We start from the raw sequence: 21,683 nt of genomic DNA on the forward strand, positions 1-21,683 counted from the left end.
ATAAATTTAACTTTTAGCAGCGATAAATACGCATGAAAAATTGTTGTTTATGTATAGAAAAGACATAAAAAAAGCGTGGAGAGTTATCTTTCATGTATTGTAACAGGAACTACCAATCCCCAAACGTTTAAATGAAAGGAACGCCCACGCATATATGACAGCGCAGGCGTCCAGCCATTTTTACACGTTTTGATAATAACATAAATTGGTAGTTTTGTTACAAAGTAAAAAGACTGGACGCTTTTCGATATGTTTTTTTCAATGAACACTTATTTATAAGACAAAGATAATTTTATTTTTGGTAAATCGGTATTATTCTTTTTATTTTTTATTATTCTAAGAGCCTGTATAAATTTTGCACGGGTCAGGTTGAGAATTTCTTTCGAGGATGTTGTTGTGTAACTGGCTGTCTGATGAATGAAAACGGGAAAAAAGACCGGAAAAAACGTAAAAATGACCTGATCGTGTTTCTTTGTTGACAAGTTTAGTCAGGTTATTAATCCGTAAGAATAAATTGGTGATTTATCGCACATTATTTCAATACGATAAATTTATAAATGATTGAGAAGATCGCAAGACTTGATTAGTTCAAATGATTTTGTTTTACCCAATTAAAAATAGCCTGATAAGTTGCATCTCTGGCTTCTTTCTTGGAAAGAATAAGATCATGCATTCCGTCTTGTATTTCTATTTCGGTAACTTTAGATCCCAAACGTTTGCCATACTTAGCGATATCTTTTACATCCAGCACACCATCTCCGGTTTGATGTTCGGGATTCCATTCGTCTCCGTAAACTGACCGACTGGAGTAAAGTACCAGAACAGGACAGGGAATATCTAATCCTTTGTGTATTTTTCTTTGTCCCCGGTGGATAGCTCGTATCCATCCTGTTGTGAGAGGAGGAGATTGCATAAATTTTTTTGTCGTGTCATACTCCCATTCTCCATGATGCGATTTTAATAAACTTTCTCCGTAAGCAGTAGAGATGCCTTGCTTTATTTTTGTTTTTTTAGAAAAAAGTGCGAAAAAAGAGACTGTGGGAATCAATATTTTTTCTTTGAACCAGCTTTGGTTCATGTCAAGAAACGGACTGTTTAAAATTAGTCCTTGGATGGGGAGAGCTTTTCTGTATTTGTGACAGAAAAGAGAGGTTATTAAACCTCCGGTAGAATGTCCCATCAATAAAATCTCACGATTTCCTTCCTTTTTTATAATTTGCAAAGTTGTGTCTATATCGGCAAAGTATTCATTTAAGTTGTGAACTTGGAATGGATATTGATTGGATAGCATTGAACGTCCGTATTTTCGCAAGTCGATGGCATAAAAATTAAATCCGGCGTCATTGAAGTGTTCTGCCAGTGATTTCTGAAAGAAATAATCGTTGAATCCGTGTACGTAAAGTATTGCTTTCGTAGTAGGGTGTGCGGCCTCTTTCCGAATGATAGTGATAATAACTTTTCCTTCATAATCATCGGGCATCTGTATTGTTCGTTGGACGAAGTTTCCTCCTAATATATCCGCGTGGTATTGAGCAAAGCTATTTATGCTGAGCGACAAGATTGAGAAGAGAAATAGTAAGATTTTTTTTCTCATGATTTTGATGTTGAGTTTTTTCATTTAATGATAAAACAGCAAGCAGGAAAGGAAGTTTAATCTCCCAATGATATTTTCACATTATTGAATACTTTGTTCAATAAAATGCGGGCGGTTTCTATTTCCTCCTCATTTAATCCGTTCAGAGCAGCTTTCATCGTTGCTGCAACTATGGGCTGTGTCATCTCTTCGAGATTTCGTCCTTTTTCAGTGAGATTGATAATATTGATGCGTCGGTCGTTTTTATCTGCCGAACGAGTTACCAGACTTTGTTTTTCAAGATTGTCGATCAAGCGGGTCATACTTGGTTTGTCTTTGAAAGTCGCATTGCAAAGCTCCTGTTGCGTGACACCGTCTTTTGACCATAAATAATAGAGAACAGTCCACTGTTCTGGAGTAATATCTATGTTTATTTTTCGAAAACTTCTATATAATTTTCGATTGATTGCTGATGATAATTTGCCGCTTAATAAAGCGAATAGCATTTCGTTGTCGATAGCAAGAAGGTTCATTATGTAATAATTGTTTAGACAACAAAAATACGAACAATATTTTATTTTTTTAGTTGAGGTGTCGATAAAAAATGTTATTAATGCAAGCTGTATTCTTGTCTTGTTATATATTGACTTCTGTGCATAAGAAGGTTTTAAAGGTTTCTTATTTGAGTGGACGATATTCTTGAGAAAATTTCAGAACCTTCTGAAATAAAAATAGCGAAGTGTTTGGATTTTAGTAAATAATGACTACCTTTGCCCCGCAATTCAAAAATTTAAACTAACAAGTTAATTTAAACGAGTATGAATCATTATGAAACCGTTTTCATTTTAACTCCCGTTTTATCTGATGTACAGATGAAGGAAGCGGTAGAAAAATTCAAAGCGATCTTGGTGGCAGAAGGTGCTGAAATCGTGAATGAAGAAAACTGGGGATTACGCAAATTGGCTTATCCTATCCAGAAAAAATCTACAGGCTTCTACCAATTGCTGGAGTTTAACGCAGATCCGTCTGTAATCGCAAAATTGGAAATTAATTTCCGTCGTGATGAACGTGTTATCCGTTTCTTGACTTTCAGAATGGATAAATACGCTGCAGAATATGCTGCAAAAAGAAGAAGTGTTAAATCAAAAGAAGTAAAGGAGAATTAAGTCATGGCACAACAAAATCAATCTGAAATCAGATATTTGACTCCTCCCTCGGTGGACATTAAAAAGAAAAAATACTGTCGTTTCAAAAAAAGCGGTATCAAATATATCGATTATAAAGATCCCGAATTCTTGAAAAAGTTTCTGAACGAACAAGGTAAAATTTTACCTCGTCGTATTACCGGTACCTCGTTGAAGTTCCAACGCCGTATTGCTCAGGCTGTAAAGAGAGCACGTCATCTGGCGTTACTTCCTTATGTAACAGACATGATGAAATAATTTAAAGAAGGAGGAAAATAGTAATGCAAGTAATATTAAAAGAAGATATCTTAAATCTTGGGTATAAAGATGACGTGGTAACCGTTAAAAGCGGATATGGTCGCAATTATCTTATCCCTCAAGGTAAGGCTGTTATCGCTACTCCTTCTGCACTGAAGATGTTAGCTGAAAACATGAAGCAACGTGCTCATAAGCTTGAGAAGATCAAAAATGATGCTAAAGAGTTGGCGGCTAAATTGGAAGGAGTTTCTTTGACAATTGGTGCTAAAGCAAGTTCTACAGGTAAGATTTTTGGTTCGGTCAACAATATTCAGATTGCGGAAGCTTTGGAAAAAGCCGGTTATGAGATCGATCGTAAAGTTATCTACATTAAAGAATCTGTAAAAGAGGTTGGTGCTTATAAAGCGATTTTGAAACTTCATAAAGAGGTAAGTGTAGAAATCCCGTTTGAAGTAGTTGCCGAATAATATTTTCGGATTTCAAATAAAAAAGAAAGGTGAAGTTCAACGAACTTCACCTTTCTTTTTTATTTGAAGGTCATTTCCCGTTTTTCTCTACTCTTGGAATCATAAAAGAGGTGTATAGTTGCAAGAATGCTGCAACGAGCAGTAACAGAATCCATTCGTTTTGTTGTTTAAACATAAACCAAGCAGACCCGATGGTGATTAGAGCTGCAATCAATTCTATGCGATATAAGCGTTTGAGTCTGAAATTCGAGCCTTTATAAAGATTTGCCGCACGGGCAATAGTCATTCCTACAGCTCCTGCAGCGAATATATAAACGGTGAATGGTAACCGGAATAAATATAATGCTGTTCCTGCCAGAATAAACAGGGCCGAAACGACTAAAATCATATTGCGTATTTTGTTGTTCATTTTTGTTCTTCGTCTGTTATTATGTAAATATCCTCATTATCTTTCTTCATTAAATATTGTTCCCGAGCGAATTTTTCAAGGTTTTTTTCGTTCGATTGCAGTTCATTCAATTTGGTCTTGCTTTCTTCAATAACACCTTGGTAGTGTTGTATTTCTTTTTTTAGTCCATGAATCTGTTGTTCATAAAGAAAACTTTGAATAAAACTATTTTCATCTACGAAAATCATAATAAACAGAAATGATACTACCAAAATTCGCATTAAGGTAACGTGTTTTTTTATGAAACGCCATGAAGCTGAAAAAATATTCTTCATTTTAAATTTTATTTTTCGCAAACGTACATAATCTTTTTTGTTTCTAAAAGTTTTGTCGTCCGATACAACCTTTTTTTATGAATTTGTCGGGTCGAGAGCGTGCATTTTTAAAAAGCGTGAAAAAAAAGGAAATTATTAGCCATTCCTCAAAAGCGATTGAGCTATTTTTATACCTTTGTCCAAAATTTGCAAATGTGAATCTAATCATAGATCAGGGAAATACGACGACAAAAGTTGCTTTATTCTGTCAAGATAAGTTAGAATATGTAATGACTGTTGCAAAACCGGATAAGCTGCTTATTGATACTTTGCTTGATAAATATCAGGTTATGTCGTGTATTTATTCTTCAGTGGTTGATGTCCCTTTTTGTTTTCTGGACTATCTGCAGGAAAGAATATCCCGGTTTTGTTTTTTGGATGCCGATACTCCGCTGCCCGTAAAAATAGAGTACGGAACACCTGAGACATTGGGACGAGACAGGATTGCGGGAGTGGTAGGCGCTTTTTATGAAAAACCGGATTGTAATATATTGATAATCGATGCCGGTACGGCAATTACGTATGATTTGTTGCTGAAACAAGGAGTGTTTACCGGAGGAAATATCGCTCCGGGTATCAGGATGCGGTTGAAAGCATTGAATCATTTTACCGGGAAATTGCCTTTGGTCGAAAAAATCGGAGATTTTCCGCTTATGGGTACAGATACGGAAACTGCGATACGTGCTGGAGTGATACAGGGGGTTTTATTTGAGATGGACGGTTATATTCGGGAATTGAAAGCTATATATCCGGATCTTTTGGTTTTTTTAACGGGTGGAGATGCTTTTTTATTGGCTGAAAAATTAAAAACTCCCATATTTGTGGATAAAAATATTGTATTAAAAGGATTAAACAGAATACTTTATTATAATGCTGAAAAATAAAATATCTATTGTCTTAATAGCGTTGTCCTTGTTAGGGGGAATGAGTAGTTTGGCGCAGAATAACACGAATTCTCCGTATTCACGTTACGGGTATGGTATTCTGGAAGATAATGCGGTCGGTGCGAATCGAGGAATGGGTGGAGTCGGATATGGATTTCAAAGCGGACGCCAGATTAATATAAAGAACCCGGCTTCGTATGCGGCAATGGATTCTTTGACATTTCTTTTCGATATAGGAGTCAGTTTGCAAAATACATGGATGAAAGAAAATTCTTTGAAAGAATCTGAAATAAACGGTAACTTAGATTATGTCGCTTTGCAGTTCCCGTTGGGACGTCATATGGCGGGAAGTGCCGGATTGACTCCGTTTTCTTCAGTAGGATACAGTTTTGGCGGTTCGATACCGAACGGTTCTTATACACAAGTCGGGGAGGGAGGTATCAGTCAGGCTTTTATCGGGTTGAGCGGACATATCTATAAAGGCCTTTATCTTGGGGCTAATATGTCGTATCTTTTTGGAAATATAGAGCATACGACGACATTGTTGCCTACGGATAATACGATCGGAAGTATTTTCTTGAAAAAGTTGCATGTTTCGGATTTTCGAGTTGAGTTCGGGTTGCAATATACGCACAATATAAATAAGAAAAATCGGATTACCGTAGGGGCAGTTTATACTCCTGAGAAGAAATTGCTCGGTCGCACTTATACTTATGAGGAAGTTTATTCTACGACTTCCGGGTCGACTTCTATATCGAGATCGGATTCATCGAGTATAAAATCGAAATATTCTCTTCCTACCTCTATAGGTGCTGGTTTTACCTATGTATGGGATGAACGATTGACAGTAGGAGCTGATGTTACTTTTCAGGATTGGAGCAGTGTGAGATATGACGGAGTGAAAGATAGTTTGAACAATCGTTTAAAAGTGGCTGTCGGTGCGGAGTTTTTGCCAAATCCGATGTCTGGGAATTATATGAAGCGTATGCGTTATCGGTTAGGGGCATTTTATAATCATTCTTATTTGAAAGTAAAGGGATGTGATATAGATGAATACGGGATTACTTGCGGTTTCGGATTTCCGGTAAAACGAGATAAATCTGTATTGAACCTTTCTTTGGAATATTTAAACAGGCAATCTACTCCGACATCGTTTATTCGTGAAAACTTTTTAAGAGTTTCATTGAGTCTTACCTTTAATGAACTTTGGTTCTTTAAACGAAAATTTGAATAACCGTTTTTTACAAAATATAAAGAGATGTTGTTCGATAAAAGGAAATAACATCTCTTTCTGTTTTTTATAAAATCAATAAAAAGAGAGATATTAATTGCGGCTCTGTAACTAAATATTTAATTTTGCCTTTAATATAAAGAACCGAAAGACAGAATGAATACGATTCGCAGAACTTTATTTGGATTTCCGCTTACCGGTATTGCGTTTGCAGTAGCATTTATTTTAATGTCCGTTTTTTTTAGTTCTTGTGAGAAAAAAGTAAAAAATGAAGTGGTTAAAGCTTTTTCAGACCCGCATAAAGTTCCCTCGTTAAGTAGTTTCGATGTGACGACATTGATTTCGGATTCGGGTGTTACTCGTTATCGTATCAAGGCTAAAGAATGGTTGATGTTTGAAAATGCAAAAGAACCGTATTGGCTATTCCCACAAGGAATTTATGTGGAAAAGTTCGACGAGAATTTTCATGTAGATGCTTTTATTATGGGAGATTCTGCTATTTTTTACAAATATAAGCAGCTTTGGGAACTCAGGGGGAATGTAAAAATGGCTAATTTACAAGATGAGAGGTTCTTTACCGAGTTGCTTTTCTGGGATCAAAAAAAACGGGAGATATATTCAGATAGCGCTATCCATATTGAAAAAGTGGATCGTATAATTGAAGGGATTGGTTTTGTCTCTAATGAACCTATGACTCAGTACACGATACGTCGGACGACTGGAATTTTCCCGATGAAATCACCTGCCGAAGAGCAGCGGGGAGAATCGGACAGTTTAAAGAATGTGAGAAATACGAATGCTCGTCGTTATGCACCGCAAAAGAAAGGAGGACAATCATGACTACGGTCTTTATGATAATTATTCCGTTGCTGATGTCTGCATTTTTTTCGGGCATAGAAATTGCGTTTGTATCTTCAAATAAGGTCCGTTTTGAATTGGATATGAAGAAGAAGACGCTTCTTGGGCGTATTCTGAATTTGTTTTATCATCATCAGGAAGAGTTTATTTCTACAATGCTTGTCGGCAATAATATTGCATTGGTCGTTTATGGTATAGGTATGGCCGATTTGCTCTCTCCGGTATTTTCATTAATTTGGAATCAGGAAGTGTTTGTTATATTGGGACAGACTGTCGTATCGACTTTGATAATTCTTTTAACAGCGGAATTTTTACCTAAAACCATTTTTCGAATTAATCCCAATTTATCATTGAAAGTTTTTGCCATACCGCTTTATATATTTTATTTATTATTATATCCGATTGCAAAATTTACATCTTTGCTTTCATCCGGAATTTTAAGAATAGGCGGGGTTCGCATTGATCGGGCTGGGGATGATGGGGCTATGAGTAAGGTCGATCTCGATTTTTTTATTCAGCAAAGCATAGATAAGTCGCAGGGAGAAGCAGAAGTTGATACGGAAGTTAAAATTTTCCAGAATGCTTTGGATTTTTCTAATTTACGCATCCGTGAATGTATGATCCCCCGTACGGAAATCGTAGCGGTCGATATTGATATGTCGTCGGAGAGAGATTTGATTTCTCTGTTTATTGAAACCGGACTTTCTAAAATATTGGTTTTTAGGGGTAATATCGATAATGTATTAGGTTATATGCATTCTTCCGAAATGTTTAAACAGGCGGCAGATTGGAAATCTTATATTAAGCCGATATTGTTAGTTCCGGAGACGATGACCGCTCAGAAATTAATGAAAAATTTGATGCAACAGAAAAAAAGTATTGCTGTTGTTGTGGATGAGTTCGGTGGAACTGCCGGTGTCGTGACGCTTGAAGATTTGGTCGAGGAAATATTTGGAGATATTGAAGACGAGCACGATACGTTGAATTATATTGCACGGAGAACCGGAGAAAACTGTTATGAGTTTTCAGGACGTGTTGAAATAGAAAAGATCAATGAGCTTTTTGATATAGGATTACCCGAGTCTGATGAGTATATGACGATTGCCGGATATATCCTTTATCATTACAAAACGATACCTAAGCCCGGAGAAATGATTGAAATAGAGAATTATAAATTTGAAATATTAAAAGGAAACAGAACCAAAATAGAATTGGTGAAAATGAAAATTGAGAACTAAAGGAAATTTTTGACTTTACGATATGTTTATAAATGCTTTTTTTCGTATCTTCGTGCACTTACTTGGAAAATAATTTAAAAAAATATAAAACTAAAAACACAATCTAATAAATGGCTACGTTACAAAAAATCAGAGGTAAAGCCGGCCTTCTTGTCGGAGTGATCGGGGTGGCTTTACTGGCTTTTATCGTGGGAGACCTTTTAAATTCAGGTCATACTTTCTTTAACATGAACCGCAATAAAATAGCGGTGGTTAACGGTAAAAAAATTACTCCGGAAGAATTTCAGGCACAAGTTCAGACTCGTACCGAAGAGATGCAGAATATGTATAGAAGACAATATGGCATGTCTCTTCCCGAAGGTGCAGCTTCTCGTATAAACAAGGAAGTATATGATCAGATGGTGCAGGATATTTTGTTGACGGATGCTACTGCCGAATTGGGTCTTACGGTATCTAAAGAAGAGTTGGCAGATTTGTTGCAGGGGGATAATATCGTACCTATGGTAAGACAACAATTTACCGATCCTCAAACCGGAGTATTTAATAAAGATTTGTTATTGAATTTCTTGCAAGTGGTCCTTAATGAAGATGAGTCGAATCTTGATGGAGAAATGGCGCAACAGCTCAGAGCTCGACGTGAGGCTTGGTTAAATATTGAAAAGACTGTGAAACAACAACAGTTGATCGGAAAATATTTCACTTTATTGTCTAAATCTATGGCTCCGAATAAACTCGATTTGGAAGCTGCTTATAACGGTGCTAAAAATAGTGTAGATTTTGCGTATGCAGAACAATCTTATGCTTCTATACCCGATTCTACGGTAGTTATCAGTGAATCTGAATTGAAGGATCTATACAATAAACAGAAAGAAAACTTTAAGCAGGATGAAAAACGAGAGGTAAAGTTCTTTGCGGTAGATATAGTTCCGAGTGAAGGAGATTATAAGACGACCGAAGAGAAGATTAATAATCTCAAAGCGAATTTTTCTACGACGGACGATATTGCCGGAATGTTGAGCTTTAATACGGATGTTCCTTATGTAGATGCATACGTTGCTCAAAGAGACATGGATCCGGAAATGAAAAGATTTGTAGAAACTGCTCAAATAAATGAAGTTTATGGTCCTGTTTTTGAAGATGAGTCATATAAAATGTACCGTTTGATGGGTAAGAGCGTAGCTCCCGATTCTGTCAAAGTACGTCATATTATGTTCCCTCTTCAGGCAGATGCAAAGGTGAAGGCCCAAATGGACAGTGTTTTGAATGTTTTGAAAAACGGTGGTGATTTTACAGCCTTGGCAAAACAGTTTTCGGTAGATCAAAATTCGGCTGCAAATGGCGGTGATCTCGGTTGGTTGACAGAAACTTCTGCTGTACAATTCGGACAAAAGTTCGTTTCTTCCACTTTTAATGGAGGATCAGGATATCTTACAGTAGAAACTCCTTATGGTCAACATATTATACAGGTAACAGAGCGTACGGCTTCTGTACCTAAAGCTAAGGTGGCACAATTGGTTCTAAAAGTACGTCCGAGTTCAGAGACTTATAGTACATTATATAACAAGGTAAGCTCTTATATCGCTGAAAACGGTAAGTTGGAGTCATTCGAAAAAAATGCAAAGGATAAAGGATTCTCCTTGAATACGGTTGAACTGACTCCTGAAGATATTAGCGTAGGTATGTTGAATGACGGACGTGAAATCGTGAAATGGGCTTATAAATCGGATAAAGGTGACATCTCTGAAATTTTCAACATAGAAAATAAATTTTTAGTAGCAGCTCTTACAAATGTAACTCCTGCAGGTTATGCTCCGTTAAAAAATATCGAAAGCTATCTTAAAATGCAGTTGTTAGCTGATAAAAAGGCAGATATGATTATGAAGTCATTGTCAGAGAAATCACCGAAAACTCTTGATGCTTATGCTTCAGCTATGAGCTCTAAGATTGATACTGCTAAGTTTGTAACATTCAATACTTCTGTAATTACGGGTATCGGTCGTGAGCCGGCATTGTGCGGTGTTGCTCCTTATGCTTCGGTAGGGCAGTTGCAAGGTCCGGTCAAGGGTAATAATGGTGTGTATGTGTTGGCTGTGACTAAGAAAGACGAAAGTTCAGTTCCTATGAATGCCGAAATGGAAAAACAGAAATATGAACAGATGATGTATTCGATTCTTTCCAGCCAGGTTATGGAAGTTATGAAAGATAAAGCTGATATAGAAAATAATCGTGTAAAGTTTTTCTAAATCGATAATGATAAAAAAGGGGAGGATGATAAATCCTCCTTTTTTATTTTAGAACCAGTTCAAATTTTTCAATAAAGAAAATAGTATTAGATCATCTTTGCGTTTTCTTCCGGTCTGTTTTAGTTTTTTTACCCGTCAGATAATTCGTTAATCGTCCTCGTAAAAAGAAAAACATTCTTAAAAGAAACTTTCAACCTGAGACTCATGTAAATTTAAACAGTCGCTTATTCTTTTGGCCGGGAATAAAGATTTTTAGATATTCCGTTGTGTTCTTTATACTCTTTGTTTATTTTTGTATTAAATAGCAAAGCGAGTGGAAAAGGAATATTTGGCAGGGAAAACATTAGATGAGCTCATCGGGATTGTTACCCGTATGGGAATGCCTCGTTTTACGGCTGGACAGATGGCTGCATGGCTGTATGAAAAACAGGTTCGGAGTATTGATGAAATGACGAACTTGTCTAAACTGAATCGTGAGCGTCTTACAGCTGAGTATGAGATAGGATATTCTGCTCCAGTGGAGGAGATGCGTTCGGTGGACGGGACAGTCAAATACCTCTTTAAAACAGCTTCCGGAAACTTTGTCGAATCTGTGTATATTCCCGATCGGGAGAGGGCAACCCTATGTGTCTCATCTCAGGTAGGGTGTAAGATGAATTGCTATTTCTGTATGACCGGTAAGCAGGGGTTTAACTCTCAGCTTACAGCTCGGGAAATTATGAATCAGATTATTTCCATACCGGAAACCGCCACATTGACAAATTTGGTATTCATGGGAATGGGCGAACCGTTGGACAATTTGGATGAAGTAATGAAAGCTTTGACCATTTTGACTGCAAAGTGGGGATTTGCATGGAGTCCGAAAAGAATAACCGTCTCTACGATTGGAGTAAAACGAAATTTAGCCCGTTTTTTAGATGAAACGGATTGCCATTTGGCTGTAAGTTTGCATAATCCTTTTCCGGAGGAACGCTTGTCTATTATGCCTGTACAGAAAGCATATCCTATTGCAGATATAATATCACTGCTCCGGAATTATGATTTCAGTCATCAGCGCAGGCTATCATTCGAATATATCATGTTCAGTGGTTTTAATGATTCTCTTAGACATGCAGAGGCACTGGCAAGGTTGTTAAAAGGATTGGATTGTCGGATAAATTTGATTCGTTTTCATGCAATTCCGGGAGTAAACCTTAAAACGTCAATAGAATCGGATATGGTTATTTTCAGGGATTATTTGAATCGTAAGGGATTTACTTGTACGATACGCACATCGCGAGGTGAAGATATATTCGCTGCATGCGGAATGTTATCTACTGCAAAAAAAGGCGAGATCGACAATAAATGCTGAATGAGCTTATATATTATGACCGTATAGAGATATTATGTTAAAATAATTGCTTATCTTAGAGCATTAAATTAGGCAAGTATAATACTAAAATAGTATTTGTCTGTCTTATATAAAGAATAAAAACTCATGGAACAAGATTATAAGATTAAAGTAGGAATTACTCAAGGTGATATTAATGGCGTCGGATATGAAGTTATTTTGAAGACATTGTCCGATCCTCGTATAACGGAGATGTGTACCCCTGTGGTGTACGGTTCTTCTAAGGTAGCGGCATATCATCGCAAGGCATTGGATTTACCGGCTATTAATTTTAACATTATTACCAGTGCCGAGCAAATTTCGGATATGAAGTTGAATATGATCAACTGTATCGATGAAGAGGTAAAAGTCGAGTTGTCGAGACCTACTGCTCAGGCGGGTGAGGCTGCTTACCGGGCATTAGAGAGTGCGACGAGTGACTTGGAAAACGGGTTGATCGATGTGTTGGTGACAGCACCTATTAACAAGCATACGATTCAGTCCGATAAATTTGAGTTTCCCGGACATACCGAGTATTTGGAGAAAAAATTAGGGAAGGGTAAAAAATCTTTAATGATATTATTGAATGACATTTTGCGTGTAGCTTTAGTAACAGGACACATTCCTTTATCTGAAGTTCCTTCTCGAATTACCAAATCGGATATTGTACAGAAATTGCGTATTTTCAATCACTGTTTGAAACAAGATTTCGGTATTGTAAAGCCTCGTATTGCGGTTTTGTCATTGAATCCGCATGCCGGAGAAGACGGACTTCTTGGAAATGAAGAAAAAGAGATTATTATTCCGGCATTGAAAGAGGCTGAAGAAATGGATATTCTCTGTTTCGGACCTTATGCGGCTGACGGATTTTTTGGTTCAGGCCATTTTTCTAAGTTCGATGGTGTTTTGGCTATGTATCACGATCAAGGACTTGCCCCATTTAAGACTTTAGCGATGGAAGATGGAGTGAATTATACTGCCGGGCTTCCCTTTGTTCGCACTTCGCCGGCTCATGGTACGGCATACGATATTGCAGGAGAAAATAAAGCTTCGGAAGAGTCGTTCCGTCATGCACTTTATTTAGCATTGGATGTTTTTGCTTGCCGTAATAACTATCGTCAAATGAGAGCTAATCCTCTTCGTCGTCAATATTTTGATAAAAGTGGAGATAATGAAGTTCTTGACCTTAATACTCCAGAAAAAGAATAAGTTTTCTGAAATTCGTTTAAATTTTCTGATAAAATAATTGAAGTGTCGGTCTTTTTTTGAATTTTCTTTCGTTCTTTATACATTACATAACTTGTCGTGTTCTTTATCAGAATCGAAAAGCAGAGCAAAAAAAGACTCAAAAGGTTTGATATGTTATAGACAGGTTCTTAGTTTCATTGTAAGAAAAGCAATGTATTTTGCGGGTAATGAAATTGAGAGGGAAAAGTGTGTCTAATGAGTATTCTTACGGGGAAGAAAATCTGTTGTTGACAATGCTTTCGTTAATAGGGAATTGATGAATACGTGAGATTTAAAGCCTGTTTAAATCCTGCTCGGATCAGTTTTGAAAGTTCCTTTATTGGAAAATTTAGATAGGCTTTTAGGTGTTATTTTGATTTTATCTTGATTGAAAAGAGTCTTTTTCAAAACAAAAATGGAATTAAACGGTTAGTAATAGATAAATGAAAAGGGTTTTTGGAAAGGATAAAAGATGGCATTTATTATAGATATGAATATTGAAGAATACTTGAATTTTTAAATGTCTATTATATTATGTTTAAGTTGAGCACTCTTATCACTTACGTTTAAATAGGGTTATTGTTGATTGGGATGTGAAACGCATATAGTTGCGTTTAGAAGGGGAGGATATATGAAACAAAACAGGCATCAAAACATTATGTTTGAAGGTGCATTGAAATCGATCGATACTGAAGATCCTGTAGATTTACTGTTTTTTCGCCCGATCGGATATCGTTGTGCTTTATTTTTTCATAAGTTAGGTTTGTTACCTAATACTATTACTGTTATCTCTATATTATTGGGAATATCTTCCGGATTTTTTTTATATTTTGAAGATATATGGTATAATATAATTGGGGTATCACTATTACTTTGTACACACCTTTTGGACTGTACCGATGGACAGTTAGCCCGAATGATCGGACGTTTTTCTCGGTCGGGACGGATTTTAGATCGTTTAAGCGGCTGTGTGTGGTCTATTTCCGTTTATGTCGCGTTATGTTTGCGTCTGATGAATTCCGGTTGGGATTTTTCTGTCTTTTTTTTAGCTTTGATTACCGGATATTTTCATCTCAGGCAGGCTTCGGCTATTGATTATTACCGTAATTTTTATTTTCTTTTTTCATGGAAAAGATCAGTCTGTGAGCTTGAGTATAAGACACGATTACATTTAAAGTATAAAAGGTTGAGTTGGAAAACCGATTTTTTCAGGAAATTTCTTTTATTTTTCTATCTCCAATATACGGTTTCTCAAGAAAGATTTACTCCCGATATGCAGGAATTGCGCCGGTTATTAAAAAAACGGTTTGGCAACAATATTCCGGATTGGCTGAGAGAGCAGTTTAAGGAAAAAAGTATTCCGTTGATGATGTATGGCAATATGCTATCTTTTAATATCCGGATTATTACGTTATTTATAGCTGTTTTACTTAATATTCTGTGGCTTTATTTTCTATTCGAGCTTACGATATTGAATATGATATTGTTCTATCTGATATATAGGTATGAGAAAGTATGCCGTTATTTTATAGAAAAGTTGAACCAGACATAGTTCTCAGATTCTACACACAATTGAGGTTTAAAAAAATTGCTTTTAAGAATCTTAATAGACGTAGCTTTGTATCTTTTTAAAAAGTCGTATCTTTGTGGGAAGTTTATGGATCGGAATAAATTGAGTATCCGACAAATATTTAACCGAAATAAAGTAAAGTATTAAGGATGGGAAAAGTTTTAATTATAGGAGCTGGCGGTGTAGGTACGGTAGTCGCTCATAAAGTAGCGCAAAATCCGGATGTTTTTACAGAAATTGTGTTGGCAAGCCGGACAAAATCGAAATGCGATGCTATTGCAAAGGCAATCGGTAGCGACCGAATAACCACAGATCAGGTGGATGCCGATAATGTAAACGAATTGATAAAGTTGTTCAATACGCATAAGCCGGATATTGTAATTAATGTTGCACTTCCTTATCAGGATTTGACGATTATGGATGCTTGTTTAGCTTGCGGTGTAAATTATTTGGATACGGCAAATTATGAACCGCTTGATGAAGCTAAATTTGAGTATAAGTGGCAGTGGGCATATCAGGAACGTTTTAAAGAAGCGGGATTGACGGCTATTTTGGGATGCGGCTTTGATCCGGGTGTATCGGGTGTATATACTGCTTATGCCGCAAAGCATTATTTTAAAGAAATGCATTATTTGGATATTGTCGATTGCAATGCCGGAGATCATGGTAAAGCTTTTGCGACAAACTTTAATCCGGAAATTAATATTCGGGAGGTTACGCAAAAGGGGAAGTATTATGAAAACGGCAAATGGATTTATACCGAGCCTCATGAAATTCATAAGCCCTTGAATTATCCCAATATAGGTCCGAAAGAATCATATGTGATTTACCATGAAGAATTGGAGTCGTTGGTAAAAAATTATCCTACATTGAAACGTGCGCGTTTCTGGATGACTTTCGGACAGGAATATTTGACTCATTTGAGAGTAATTCAGAATATAGGAATGGCACGTATTGATCCTATTATGTATAATGGTGTAGAAATTGTTCCGATACAATTTTTGAAAGCAGTGCTTCCTAATCCCGGAGAGCTCGGTGAAAATTATATAGGTGAAACGTCTATCGGTTGTCGTATTAAGGGTATTGATAAGGACGGTAAGGAGATGACCTATTATGTATATAATAATTGCAGCCATCATGCCGCTTATCTCGAAACAGGAGCACAAGGGGTCAGCTATACTACCGGAGTACCGGCTATGATAGGTGCTATGATGTTCTTAAAAGGTCTGTGGAAAAAGCCCGGAGTCTATAATGTCGAGGAATTCGATCCTGATCCGTTTATGGAACAGCTGAATAAGCAAGGATTACCTTGGCATGAAATATTTAATGAAGACTTGGAAGTCTGATCGACATTCGTTTTTGAACGATTATATATGAATTATTGTCATTCTGGAAAAGAGCTGAATTTCGGTAGATCGTAAAATCCGGAATGACAATATTATTTTTAGAACCTAATTAATTTTTGTATAAACCTTTTTTACTGTTTTCGAGGTTTTGATAAGAAACAGTTACCGATGTTTTTTTCGTAACCCTTTTCGTTCTAAATAGGTTATTAGTTCTTTAGGACGATCTGTTTGAATTATCGTTGCTCCATTTTTCAGAACCCATCCCCAATTATTATCTGGATCATTGATCGCTTTTTCATCGTCATGTCCTCCGCATAGACTTTCCCATAGGGTATTGATCCATATCCGACAATTCGATTCGGCTATCTTATCGATATAAGATAATTGCTCGAAATCATCGGTTTTAAAACTTATTTCCATTGCTATCGGTTGAAAATCTTTTAAAAAAGAATCGATATATGGAATAGCTCCGGATGTATCTAAATCGACAATAGGCATATATATGATATTCTTGTACCGTGATAATTTCTCTTTTGTATCATTTACAGAACTGCGACCTTTTAAAACTATATGGTTTTCCATTTCGGTTTCTTTGATAATGGGTTCAATATCTGATAAATAATTTTCTCCTTTATCGATATTGACAAGAATTTTGCCTTTACAAGCCGATAATGCCTCTTTTAAAGTCGGGATGGTCTCATTAGAGAGTTTTCCGTCGTTGTGACGCAACCTGAAGTTTTTGAGTTCCTTTACCGTATAGTTACTTATATACCCTTTCCCGTTTGTCGTGCGATCTATATTATTATCATGCATTAAGACGAAATCTCCGTCTTTGGTCTTTTGTATATCAATTTCGACCATATCCGCTCCTATCGATATGGCGCTTTTTATTGCCGCAATAGAATTTTCAGGGGCATGTCGCCAATACCCTCGATGAGCAACAACGAAAATATAATCGGGTTCATTACTTTTTAGAATAGACAGAAGGGTTTCTATCCGATTATTGGCCGTAACGGTAAAATTTAAGAGTATGAGATAAAATAATAAGTAATATTTTTTCATCGATTGAAAATATGAATTTAGCGATTAAATTGTTTTTTATACAGTGCAAAATAGCGAAAATCCGAAAGAGAGTACAATAAATAACAAATCAAAAAATAATAATTTACGGTCAATATCTATATTATCCGGAAAGATTTTATAAAGAAATTATTATATATGCTGTTATTTGGCATATATGTTTGTTTAATTTGCATTGTCAATGGTACAGGAATGAATGTTATAAACGGGCTGGAAAACCTTGATATTTTTATATAAATTCTTATCTTTGAGAAATAAAATATTTAATTATGGCATTAAAAGTCGGAGATAAAATACCTGAAATTCTGGGGTATGACCAGACAGGAAAAGAGTTGAAAAGGGAAGATTTTAAAGGTAAAAAATTGGTACTTTATTTTTATCCTAAGGATAATACTCCCGGATGTACGGCAGAAGCTTGTAGCTTGCGGGATGCATATTCTGAGTTGCAGAAAGCAGGGTATGAAATAATCGGGGTAAGTAAAGATAGTGAAAAGTCTCATCAAAAATTTATAGAAAAACAATCGTTGCCGTTCTCTTTGATAGCCGATACCGATACCCGCCTGAATCAGGAATTTGGTGTATGGGCGGAGAAGAAGATGGCCGGTAGATCGTATATGGGAACTTTAAGGACAACATTTCTGATCGATGAGAATGGAGTGATAGAGCGTGTGATAGAAAAAGTAAATACGAAAGAACATGCTGGTCAAATTTTGAATAAAAAGTAAAATAGGATAAATATGGAGAATACAGAAGAAAAAAAAGTTCCGATGGGTAAAATTCCTGTTCCGAGCGAAAAGTTAAAAGCTTTGCAGGCCGCTATGGACAAAATAGAAAAGAATTATGGTAAGGGTGCAATTATGAAGATGGGAGATGACCATATCGATGAGATTGCAGTAATTCCTACGGGTTCTATTGGTCTGAATGCTGCTCTGGGTGTCGGAGGTTTTCCTCGAGGTCGTGTGATCGAGATTTATGGTCCGGAATCTTCCGGTAAAACGACATTGGCGATCCATGCTATTGCCGAAGCTCAGAAAGCTGGCGGTATTGCGGCAATTATAGATGCAGAACATGCTTTTGACCGTTTTTATGCAGAAAAGTTAGGGGTCGATGTAGAGAATTTATGGATATCTCAACCGGATAGCGGAGAACAGGCATTGGAGATCGCAGAGCAACTGATACGCTCTTCTGCCGTAGATATTGTTGTTATTGATTCGGTTGCGGCGTTGACTCCTAAGGCCGAGTTAGAAGGAGATATGGGAGAATCTAAGATGGGATTACAAGCGCGTCTTATGTCTCAGGCTTTGCGTAAATTGACGGCTACGATAAGCAAGACGAATACTACTTGTATATTTATCAATCAGTTGCGTGATAAATTAGGTGTAATGTTCGGTAATCCGGAAACAACGACAGGAGGAAATGCCTTAAAGTTTTATGCTTCTGTTCGGTTGGATATACGCCGGATCAGTCAAATTAAAGATGGGGATGAGGTGATCGGTAATCAGACGAGAGTAAAAGTCGTGAAAAATAAAGTTGCTCCTCCTTTCCGTAAAGCCGAGTTCGATATTATGTTCGGAGAAGGTATTTCTCGTGCAGGAGAGATTATTGATTTGGGAGTGGAAAAAGGCATAATCAAAAAAAGCGGCTCTTGGTTTAGCTATGATGATACAAAACTCGGACAGGGTAGAGATGCTGCGAAGAAGTGCATTCAGGATAATCCGGAGTTGGCGGAAGAATTGGAAGCTAAGATCATGGAAGCTTTACGGCCTGCAGTCAAGTAGCTTTCGATTAGGGAGCTTAAATATGAAATAGCGGAATTTAAAAGGTTCTGCTATTTTATATTTTAAGAGAATGTTAAAATTTAGGAATAGTCTAAATTTTGTTTCGGTCAGGTTTGAGAGTTTTTTTTGAGAGTATTTTTTCTTGATTTATGATCTTTTGCTATTTTTAGTATTTTCAATATAAGGTGTGGATTGTTTATTTCAATATGTTATTTATTTTTGTAATAATTATGGATAGATATTGAAAAGTGCGAGTTATTTCAGGCTTTTGTTAGGGAAACTTTCGGTGCTGCATTTTTTATGTTGGAGAATTATTGCTGAGGCACGGGCGCATTTGTTATTTTAGGTTTACTTATGAAAAAATCCTTTTTTGTATTATTGGTAGCTGTGCTTTTTGTTGCTTGTTCAAACGATGATAAGCAAGATTTAGAATTAGCACCAGGAACTTCTTTGAGTTATACAGCTTATGCTGATGAAACTTCAGGAACACCGGCAAGTGGAATTTCTTTTACTACGGTAGGTCCTTGGAGGGCGACAGTTTCGGAGTTGCAGTCCGATGAATTGCAGGTTTCTTCTGTAATGCGTGCAGGAGAATGGGTGACAGTTTCTCCCGATCATGGTGATGTTGCAGGTGATTATGTGATCCGGATTTTTTTGGATAAGAATTTGACGGGGAAAGACAGAAAAGCTGTTGTAACTGTAGAGTGTGGAGAAACGAAAATATTGATTACAGTGGAACAAAAAGCTTTGACCGAAAGTGGAGAGATCCCAGAGGAAGGGGAAACTTCTGTTGCTGGATTGATTTCAGAAATGTTTTATTATTTCCCTCAAAATGTAGATGTGGAGAATCAGCGAATAGAGTTGACTTATGATAAACAGGGACGATTGAAAACATGGAAGGAAAAGAATACTGATTATGACGGGAGTGTTTATATTGAAACGCTTACTTATGAATATGGGGACAACGTTGTTTATATTTCTTCCGATCGAGATGAAGATTATTTTATAACCGCTTATTTGAATGATGTCGGTTATGTTGTTCGTGCCGAAGAAGGACGTCCAGGTAATATACAGGAGGTTACTACGTATGCTTATGACTCGGAAAACCATTTGATTCGTACTGAACAAAAGTATGAATGGGAAGAATATATTTGGACTGATGGTAATTTAGTGGAAATTCGTTACGGTAATAGCCAAGGTGAGTCTGATATAGCTGTATATACTTATTATGATAATTTAGTAAATAAAGAAAATTTTGATTTTTCTGAACGGACTTCATGGCTTGAGGAATTGGTATATGCAGGACTGACAGGTGTGCAAAGTCGAAATCTTGTACATACGGAAATTGGTAATTCCGAGTCGGCTTGGAAAGATAATGGAAGCTGGAAATATGAGACCGATGCTGATGGTTATGTTACGAAAGCCAGTTTTTCCCGACTTGGGGAAACCGCAGTAGACAATAATCCTCGAACACTGGAGATTAAACATTCTAAATAGTTTTTTGAGCCATTTTTTCAAATTCTATAATTGAAAGATGGTCTAATAAAAGGAGTTATCTGGTATTTGACAGATAACTCTTTTATTTTTTATTGCATCTGGATCTTGGAAATAGCTCTTGAAAGAGTGCATGCAAAATTTAAACAGGCTTTTAGATTTTATTACTCACATGGGTGTGAAGTGCCTTGTCATCACTATAAGATTGGAAATTATAAAAAAATACCTCAACAAGACCTGCTTTGTTGAGGTAAACTAAATAAATATGTGATAACTACAACGGTTATTTAAAAATTTAGTGCCATTGTCTTATATTGCGATAGGGAAATTAATAATCATTGAAAGAATTGTTTCCTTCAGTCATATCCAAATCGTTGTAGCCTTCCTCATCCAGTTCTGACGGGTCGAAAGATTCATCACCATAGAAATTCTCTCCGAGTCCGGTATCGGTGTTATTTGAGACTTTATCCAGTTCGTCAAAATCCATTAATTGAGCAGGAGGGTTACCTTTAGATTTGGAGCAGATAGCTTTTTCTAAATTTTTACCCGGAATGATTTCTCGTAATTCCATAAAGAAAGATCGTTCGGTCATATTATCGAAAACGAAGATCAGCCGTTGTTTTTCGTCTTCCAATAATTCGCTGAGTCGGGTTTCTGCCATTACCCAAGAGTCGTCTTCGAAGTTGGTATCCATCTCCATTAAAGTGATTTCCGTTTTCTTTTCCCAGTCATCTTCACAAATGAAAAAGGAAGTCATTTGATCCTTAGTATAGTTAACCGATTCCAAAATCGCATCATTCAGCTCCAAAAAAGTAGCCTCAGAGTCGATACTGATTTCTCTTGCAAAGTCATCAACCTCATCAGATAGGATTAAGAATTTGAATATCATAATCAGATACAATTAGTTTATTTAAATCGTTTTTTTAGGTTTCGTTTAAAAAGAACCCCTTTGTTTATTGGGTAAAAATAATAAAAATATCTTGTATAGTATAACCCTTATCCGATTTTTTTATTCTGATTATTTTCATTATATTCTTTACTAATACTTTATTAAGTTACCTTATACAAGAAGGTGTCTGAAAAGGATACCTTCTTTTTTTGTTAAGCCGCCCTTTTATTAT

The 21,683-nt window shown here is 36.5% G+C and carries 21 protein-coding genes; 15 read left to right on the forward strand and 6 right to left on the reverse strand.

The window, feature by feature from the left end; translation table 11 throughout:
• Positions 1-583: 583 nt before the first annotated feature.
• Together Q0093_RS10570 and Q0093_RS10575 are read right to left on the reverse strand one after the other, a co-directional pair.
• Complete coding sequence (locus Q0093_RS10570) at positions 584-1,594, reverse strand: alpha/beta hydrolase (RefSeq protein ID WP_297930199.1); 1,011 nt, start codon at positions 1,592-1,594, stop codon at positions 584-586.
• A 56-nt stretch (positions 1,595-1,650) separates the two neighbouring features.
• Positions 1,651-2,106 carry a MarR family winged helix-turn-helix transcriptional regulator gene (locus Q0093_RS10575; protein ID WP_294177678.1) on the reverse strand — a complete coding sequence of 152 codons (456 nt, stop codon included), beginning with the start codon at positions 2,104-2,106 and terminating at the stop codon, positions 1,651-1,653.
• 285 nt (positions 2,107-2,391) lie between these two features.
• Between Q0093_RS10575 and rpsF the strand changes: the two genes are divergently transcribed.
• The 3 genes from rpsF to rplI are packed head-to-tail and all read left to right on the forward strand — an operon-like array spanning position 2,392 to position 3,482.
• Positions 2,392-2,739, forward strand: coding sequence for a 30S ribosomal protein S6 (rpsF, locus tag Q0093_RS10580; protein ID WP_009317571.1), 348 nt, complete (start codon positions 2,392-2,394; stop codon positions 2,737-2,739).
• A 3-nt stretch (positions 2,740-2,742) separates the two neighbouring features.
• Positions 2,743-3,015 (forward strand): 30S ribosomal protein S18, encoded by a 273-nt coding sequence (gene rpsR, locus Q0093_RS10585; RefSeq protein WP_009317570.1) that lies wholly within the window; start codon positions 2,743-2,745, stop codon positions 3,013-3,015.
• Positions 3,016-3,038: 23 nt separating this feature from the next.
• A complete protein-coding gene (gene rplI / locus Q0093_RS10590) occupies positions 3,039-3,482 on the forward strand; it encodes a 50S ribosomal protein L9 (RefSeq protein ID WP_294177677.1) in 444 nt (147 codons plus the stop codon).
• Positions 3,483-3,552: 70 nt separating this feature from the next.
• Here the strand turns inward: rplI and Q0093_RS10595 are convergent, their stop codons facing one another.
• Positions 3,553-3,891, reverse strand: coding sequence for a hypothetical protein (locus Q0093_RS10595; RefSeq protein WP_297303186.1), 339 nt, complete (start codon positions 3,889-3,891; stop codon positions 3,553-3,555).
• The gene (locus Q0093_RS10600; RefSeq protein WP_294177675.1) at positions 3,888-4,205 is read right to left on the reverse strand and encodes a septum formation initiator family protein; all 318 of its coding nucleotides are present in this window, start codon (positions 4,203-4,205) and stop codon (positions 3,888-3,890) included. Before Q0093_RS10600 ends, Q0093_RS10595 begins: the two co-directional genes overlap by 4 nt.
• Before the next feature lie 194 nt (positions 4,206-4,399).
• Between Q0093_RS10600 and Q0093_RS10605 the strand changes: the two genes are divergently transcribed.
• The 9 genes from Q0093_RS10605 (at position 4,400) to Q0093_RS10645 (ending at position 16,210) form a co-directional block, all read left to right on the forward strand.
• Complete coding sequence (locus Q0093_RS10605; protein ID WP_294177674.1) at positions 4,400-5,128, forward strand: type III pantothenate kinase; 729 nt, start codon at positions 4,400-4,402, stop codon at positions 5,126-5,128.
• On the forward strand, positions 5,115-6,362 hold the full coding sequence (locus Q0093_RS10610; RefSeq protein WP_297930208.1) for a hypothetical protein: 1,248 nt from the start codon (positions 5,115-5,117) through the stop codon (positions 6,360-6,362). Before Q0093_RS10605 ends, Q0093_RS10610 begins: the two co-directional genes overlap by 14 nt.
• Positions 6,363-6,515: 153 nt before the next feature.
• Positions 6,516-7,199, forward strand: coding sequence for an LPS export ABC transporter periplasmic protein LptC (lptC, locus tag Q0093_RS10615; RefSeq protein ID WP_294177672.1), 684 nt, complete (start codon positions 6,516-6,518; stop codon positions 7,197-7,199).
• The gene (locus tag Q0093_RS10620) at positions 7,196-8,455 is read left to right on the forward strand and encodes a hemolysin family protein (RefSeq protein WP_297930212.1); all 1,260 of its coding nucleotides are present in this window, start codon (positions 7,196-7,198) and stop codon (positions 8,453-8,455) included. Before lptC ends, Q0093_RS10620 begins: the two co-directional genes overlap by 4 nt.
• A 110-nt stretch (positions 8,456-8,565) precedes the next feature.
• Entirely contained in the window at positions 8,566-10,698 is a 2,133-nt protein-coding gene (locus Q0093_RS10625) for a SurA N-terminal domain-containing protein (protein WP_297930215.1), read from the forward strand.
• A 313-nt stretch (positions 10,699-11,011) separates the two neighbouring features.
• Positions 11,012-12,049 carry a 23S rRNA (adenine(2503)-C(2))-methyltransferase RlmN gene (gene rlmN / locus Q0093_RS10630; RefSeq protein ID WP_297930218.1) on the forward strand — a complete coding sequence of 346 codons (1,038 nt, stop codon included), beginning with the start codon at positions 11,012-11,014 and terminating at the stop codon, positions 12,047-12,049.
• 126 nt (positions 12,050-12,175) lie between these two features.
• The gene (pdxA, locus tag Q0093_RS10635) at positions 12,176-13,276 is read left to right on the forward strand and encodes a 4-hydroxythreonine-4-phosphate dehydrogenase PdxA (RefSeq protein WP_294177668.1); all 1,101 of its coding nucleotides are present in this window, start codon (positions 12,176-12,178) and stop codon (positions 13,274-13,276) included.
• Between the two features lie 649 nt (positions 13,277-13,925).
• Positions 13,926-14,846 (forward strand): CDP-alcohol phosphatidyltransferase family protein, encoded by a 921-nt coding sequence (locus Q0093_RS10640; protein WP_297930220.1) that lies wholly within the window; start codon positions 13,926-13,928, stop codon positions 14,844-14,846.
• A 167-nt stretch (positions 14,847-15,013) separates the two neighbouring features.
• Positions 15,014-16,210 (forward strand): saccharopine dehydrogenase family protein, encoded by a 1,197-nt coding sequence (locus Q0093_RS10645; RefSeq protein ID WP_297930222.1) that lies wholly within the window; start codon positions 15,014-15,016, stop codon positions 16,208-16,210.
• Positions 16,211-16,372: 162 nt separating this feature from the next.
• On the opposite strand, the gene Q0093_RS10650 is transcribed toward Q0093_RS10645, so the two are convergent.
• Entirely contained in the window at positions 16,373-17,272 is a 900-nt protein-coding gene (locus tag Q0093_RS10650) for a glycerophosphodiester phosphodiesterase family protein (RefSeq protein ID WP_297930225.1), read from the reverse strand.
• A 287-nt stretch (positions 17,273-17,559) separates the two neighbouring features.
• On the opposite strand from Q0093_RS10650, the gene bcp reads away from it, so the two are divergent.
• From bcp to Q0093_RS10665, 3 genes are all read left to right on the forward strand, one after another.
• The gene (gene bcp / locus Q0093_RS10655) at positions 17,560-18,015 is read left to right on the forward strand and encodes a thioredoxin-dependent thiol peroxidase (RefSeq protein ID WP_297303175.1); all 456 of its coding nucleotides are present in this window, start codon (positions 17,560-17,562) and stop codon (positions 18,013-18,015) included.
• A gap of 12 nt (positions 18,016-18,027) precedes the next feature.
• Positions 18,028-19,068, forward strand: a complete 1,041-nt coding sequence (gene recA / locus Q0093_RS10660) for a recombinase RecA (protein WP_294177663.1) — start codon at positions 18,028-18,030, stop codon at positions 19,066-19,068.
• Between the two features lie 354 nt (positions 19,069-19,422).
• Positions 19,423-20,565, forward strand: coding sequence for a DUF4595 domain-containing protein (locus Q0093_RS10665; RefSeq protein ID WP_294177662.1), 1,143 nt, complete (start codon positions 19,423-19,425; stop codon positions 20,563-20,565).
• Positions 20,566-20,890: 325 nt separating this feature from the next.
• Here the strand turns inward: Q0093_RS10665 and Q0093_RS10670 are convergent, their stop codons facing one another.
• A complete protein-coding gene (locus Q0093_RS10670) occupies positions 20,891-21,451 on the reverse strand; it encodes a hypothetical protein (protein WP_294177661.1) in 561 nt (186 codons plus the stop codon).
• Positions 21,452-21,683: the final 232 nt, after the last annotated feature.

It is taken from the genome of uncultured Coprobacter sp., assembly GCF_947855755.1.
Lineage (GTDB): Bacteria > Bacteroidota > Bacteroidia > Bacteroidales > Coprobacteraceae > Coprobacter.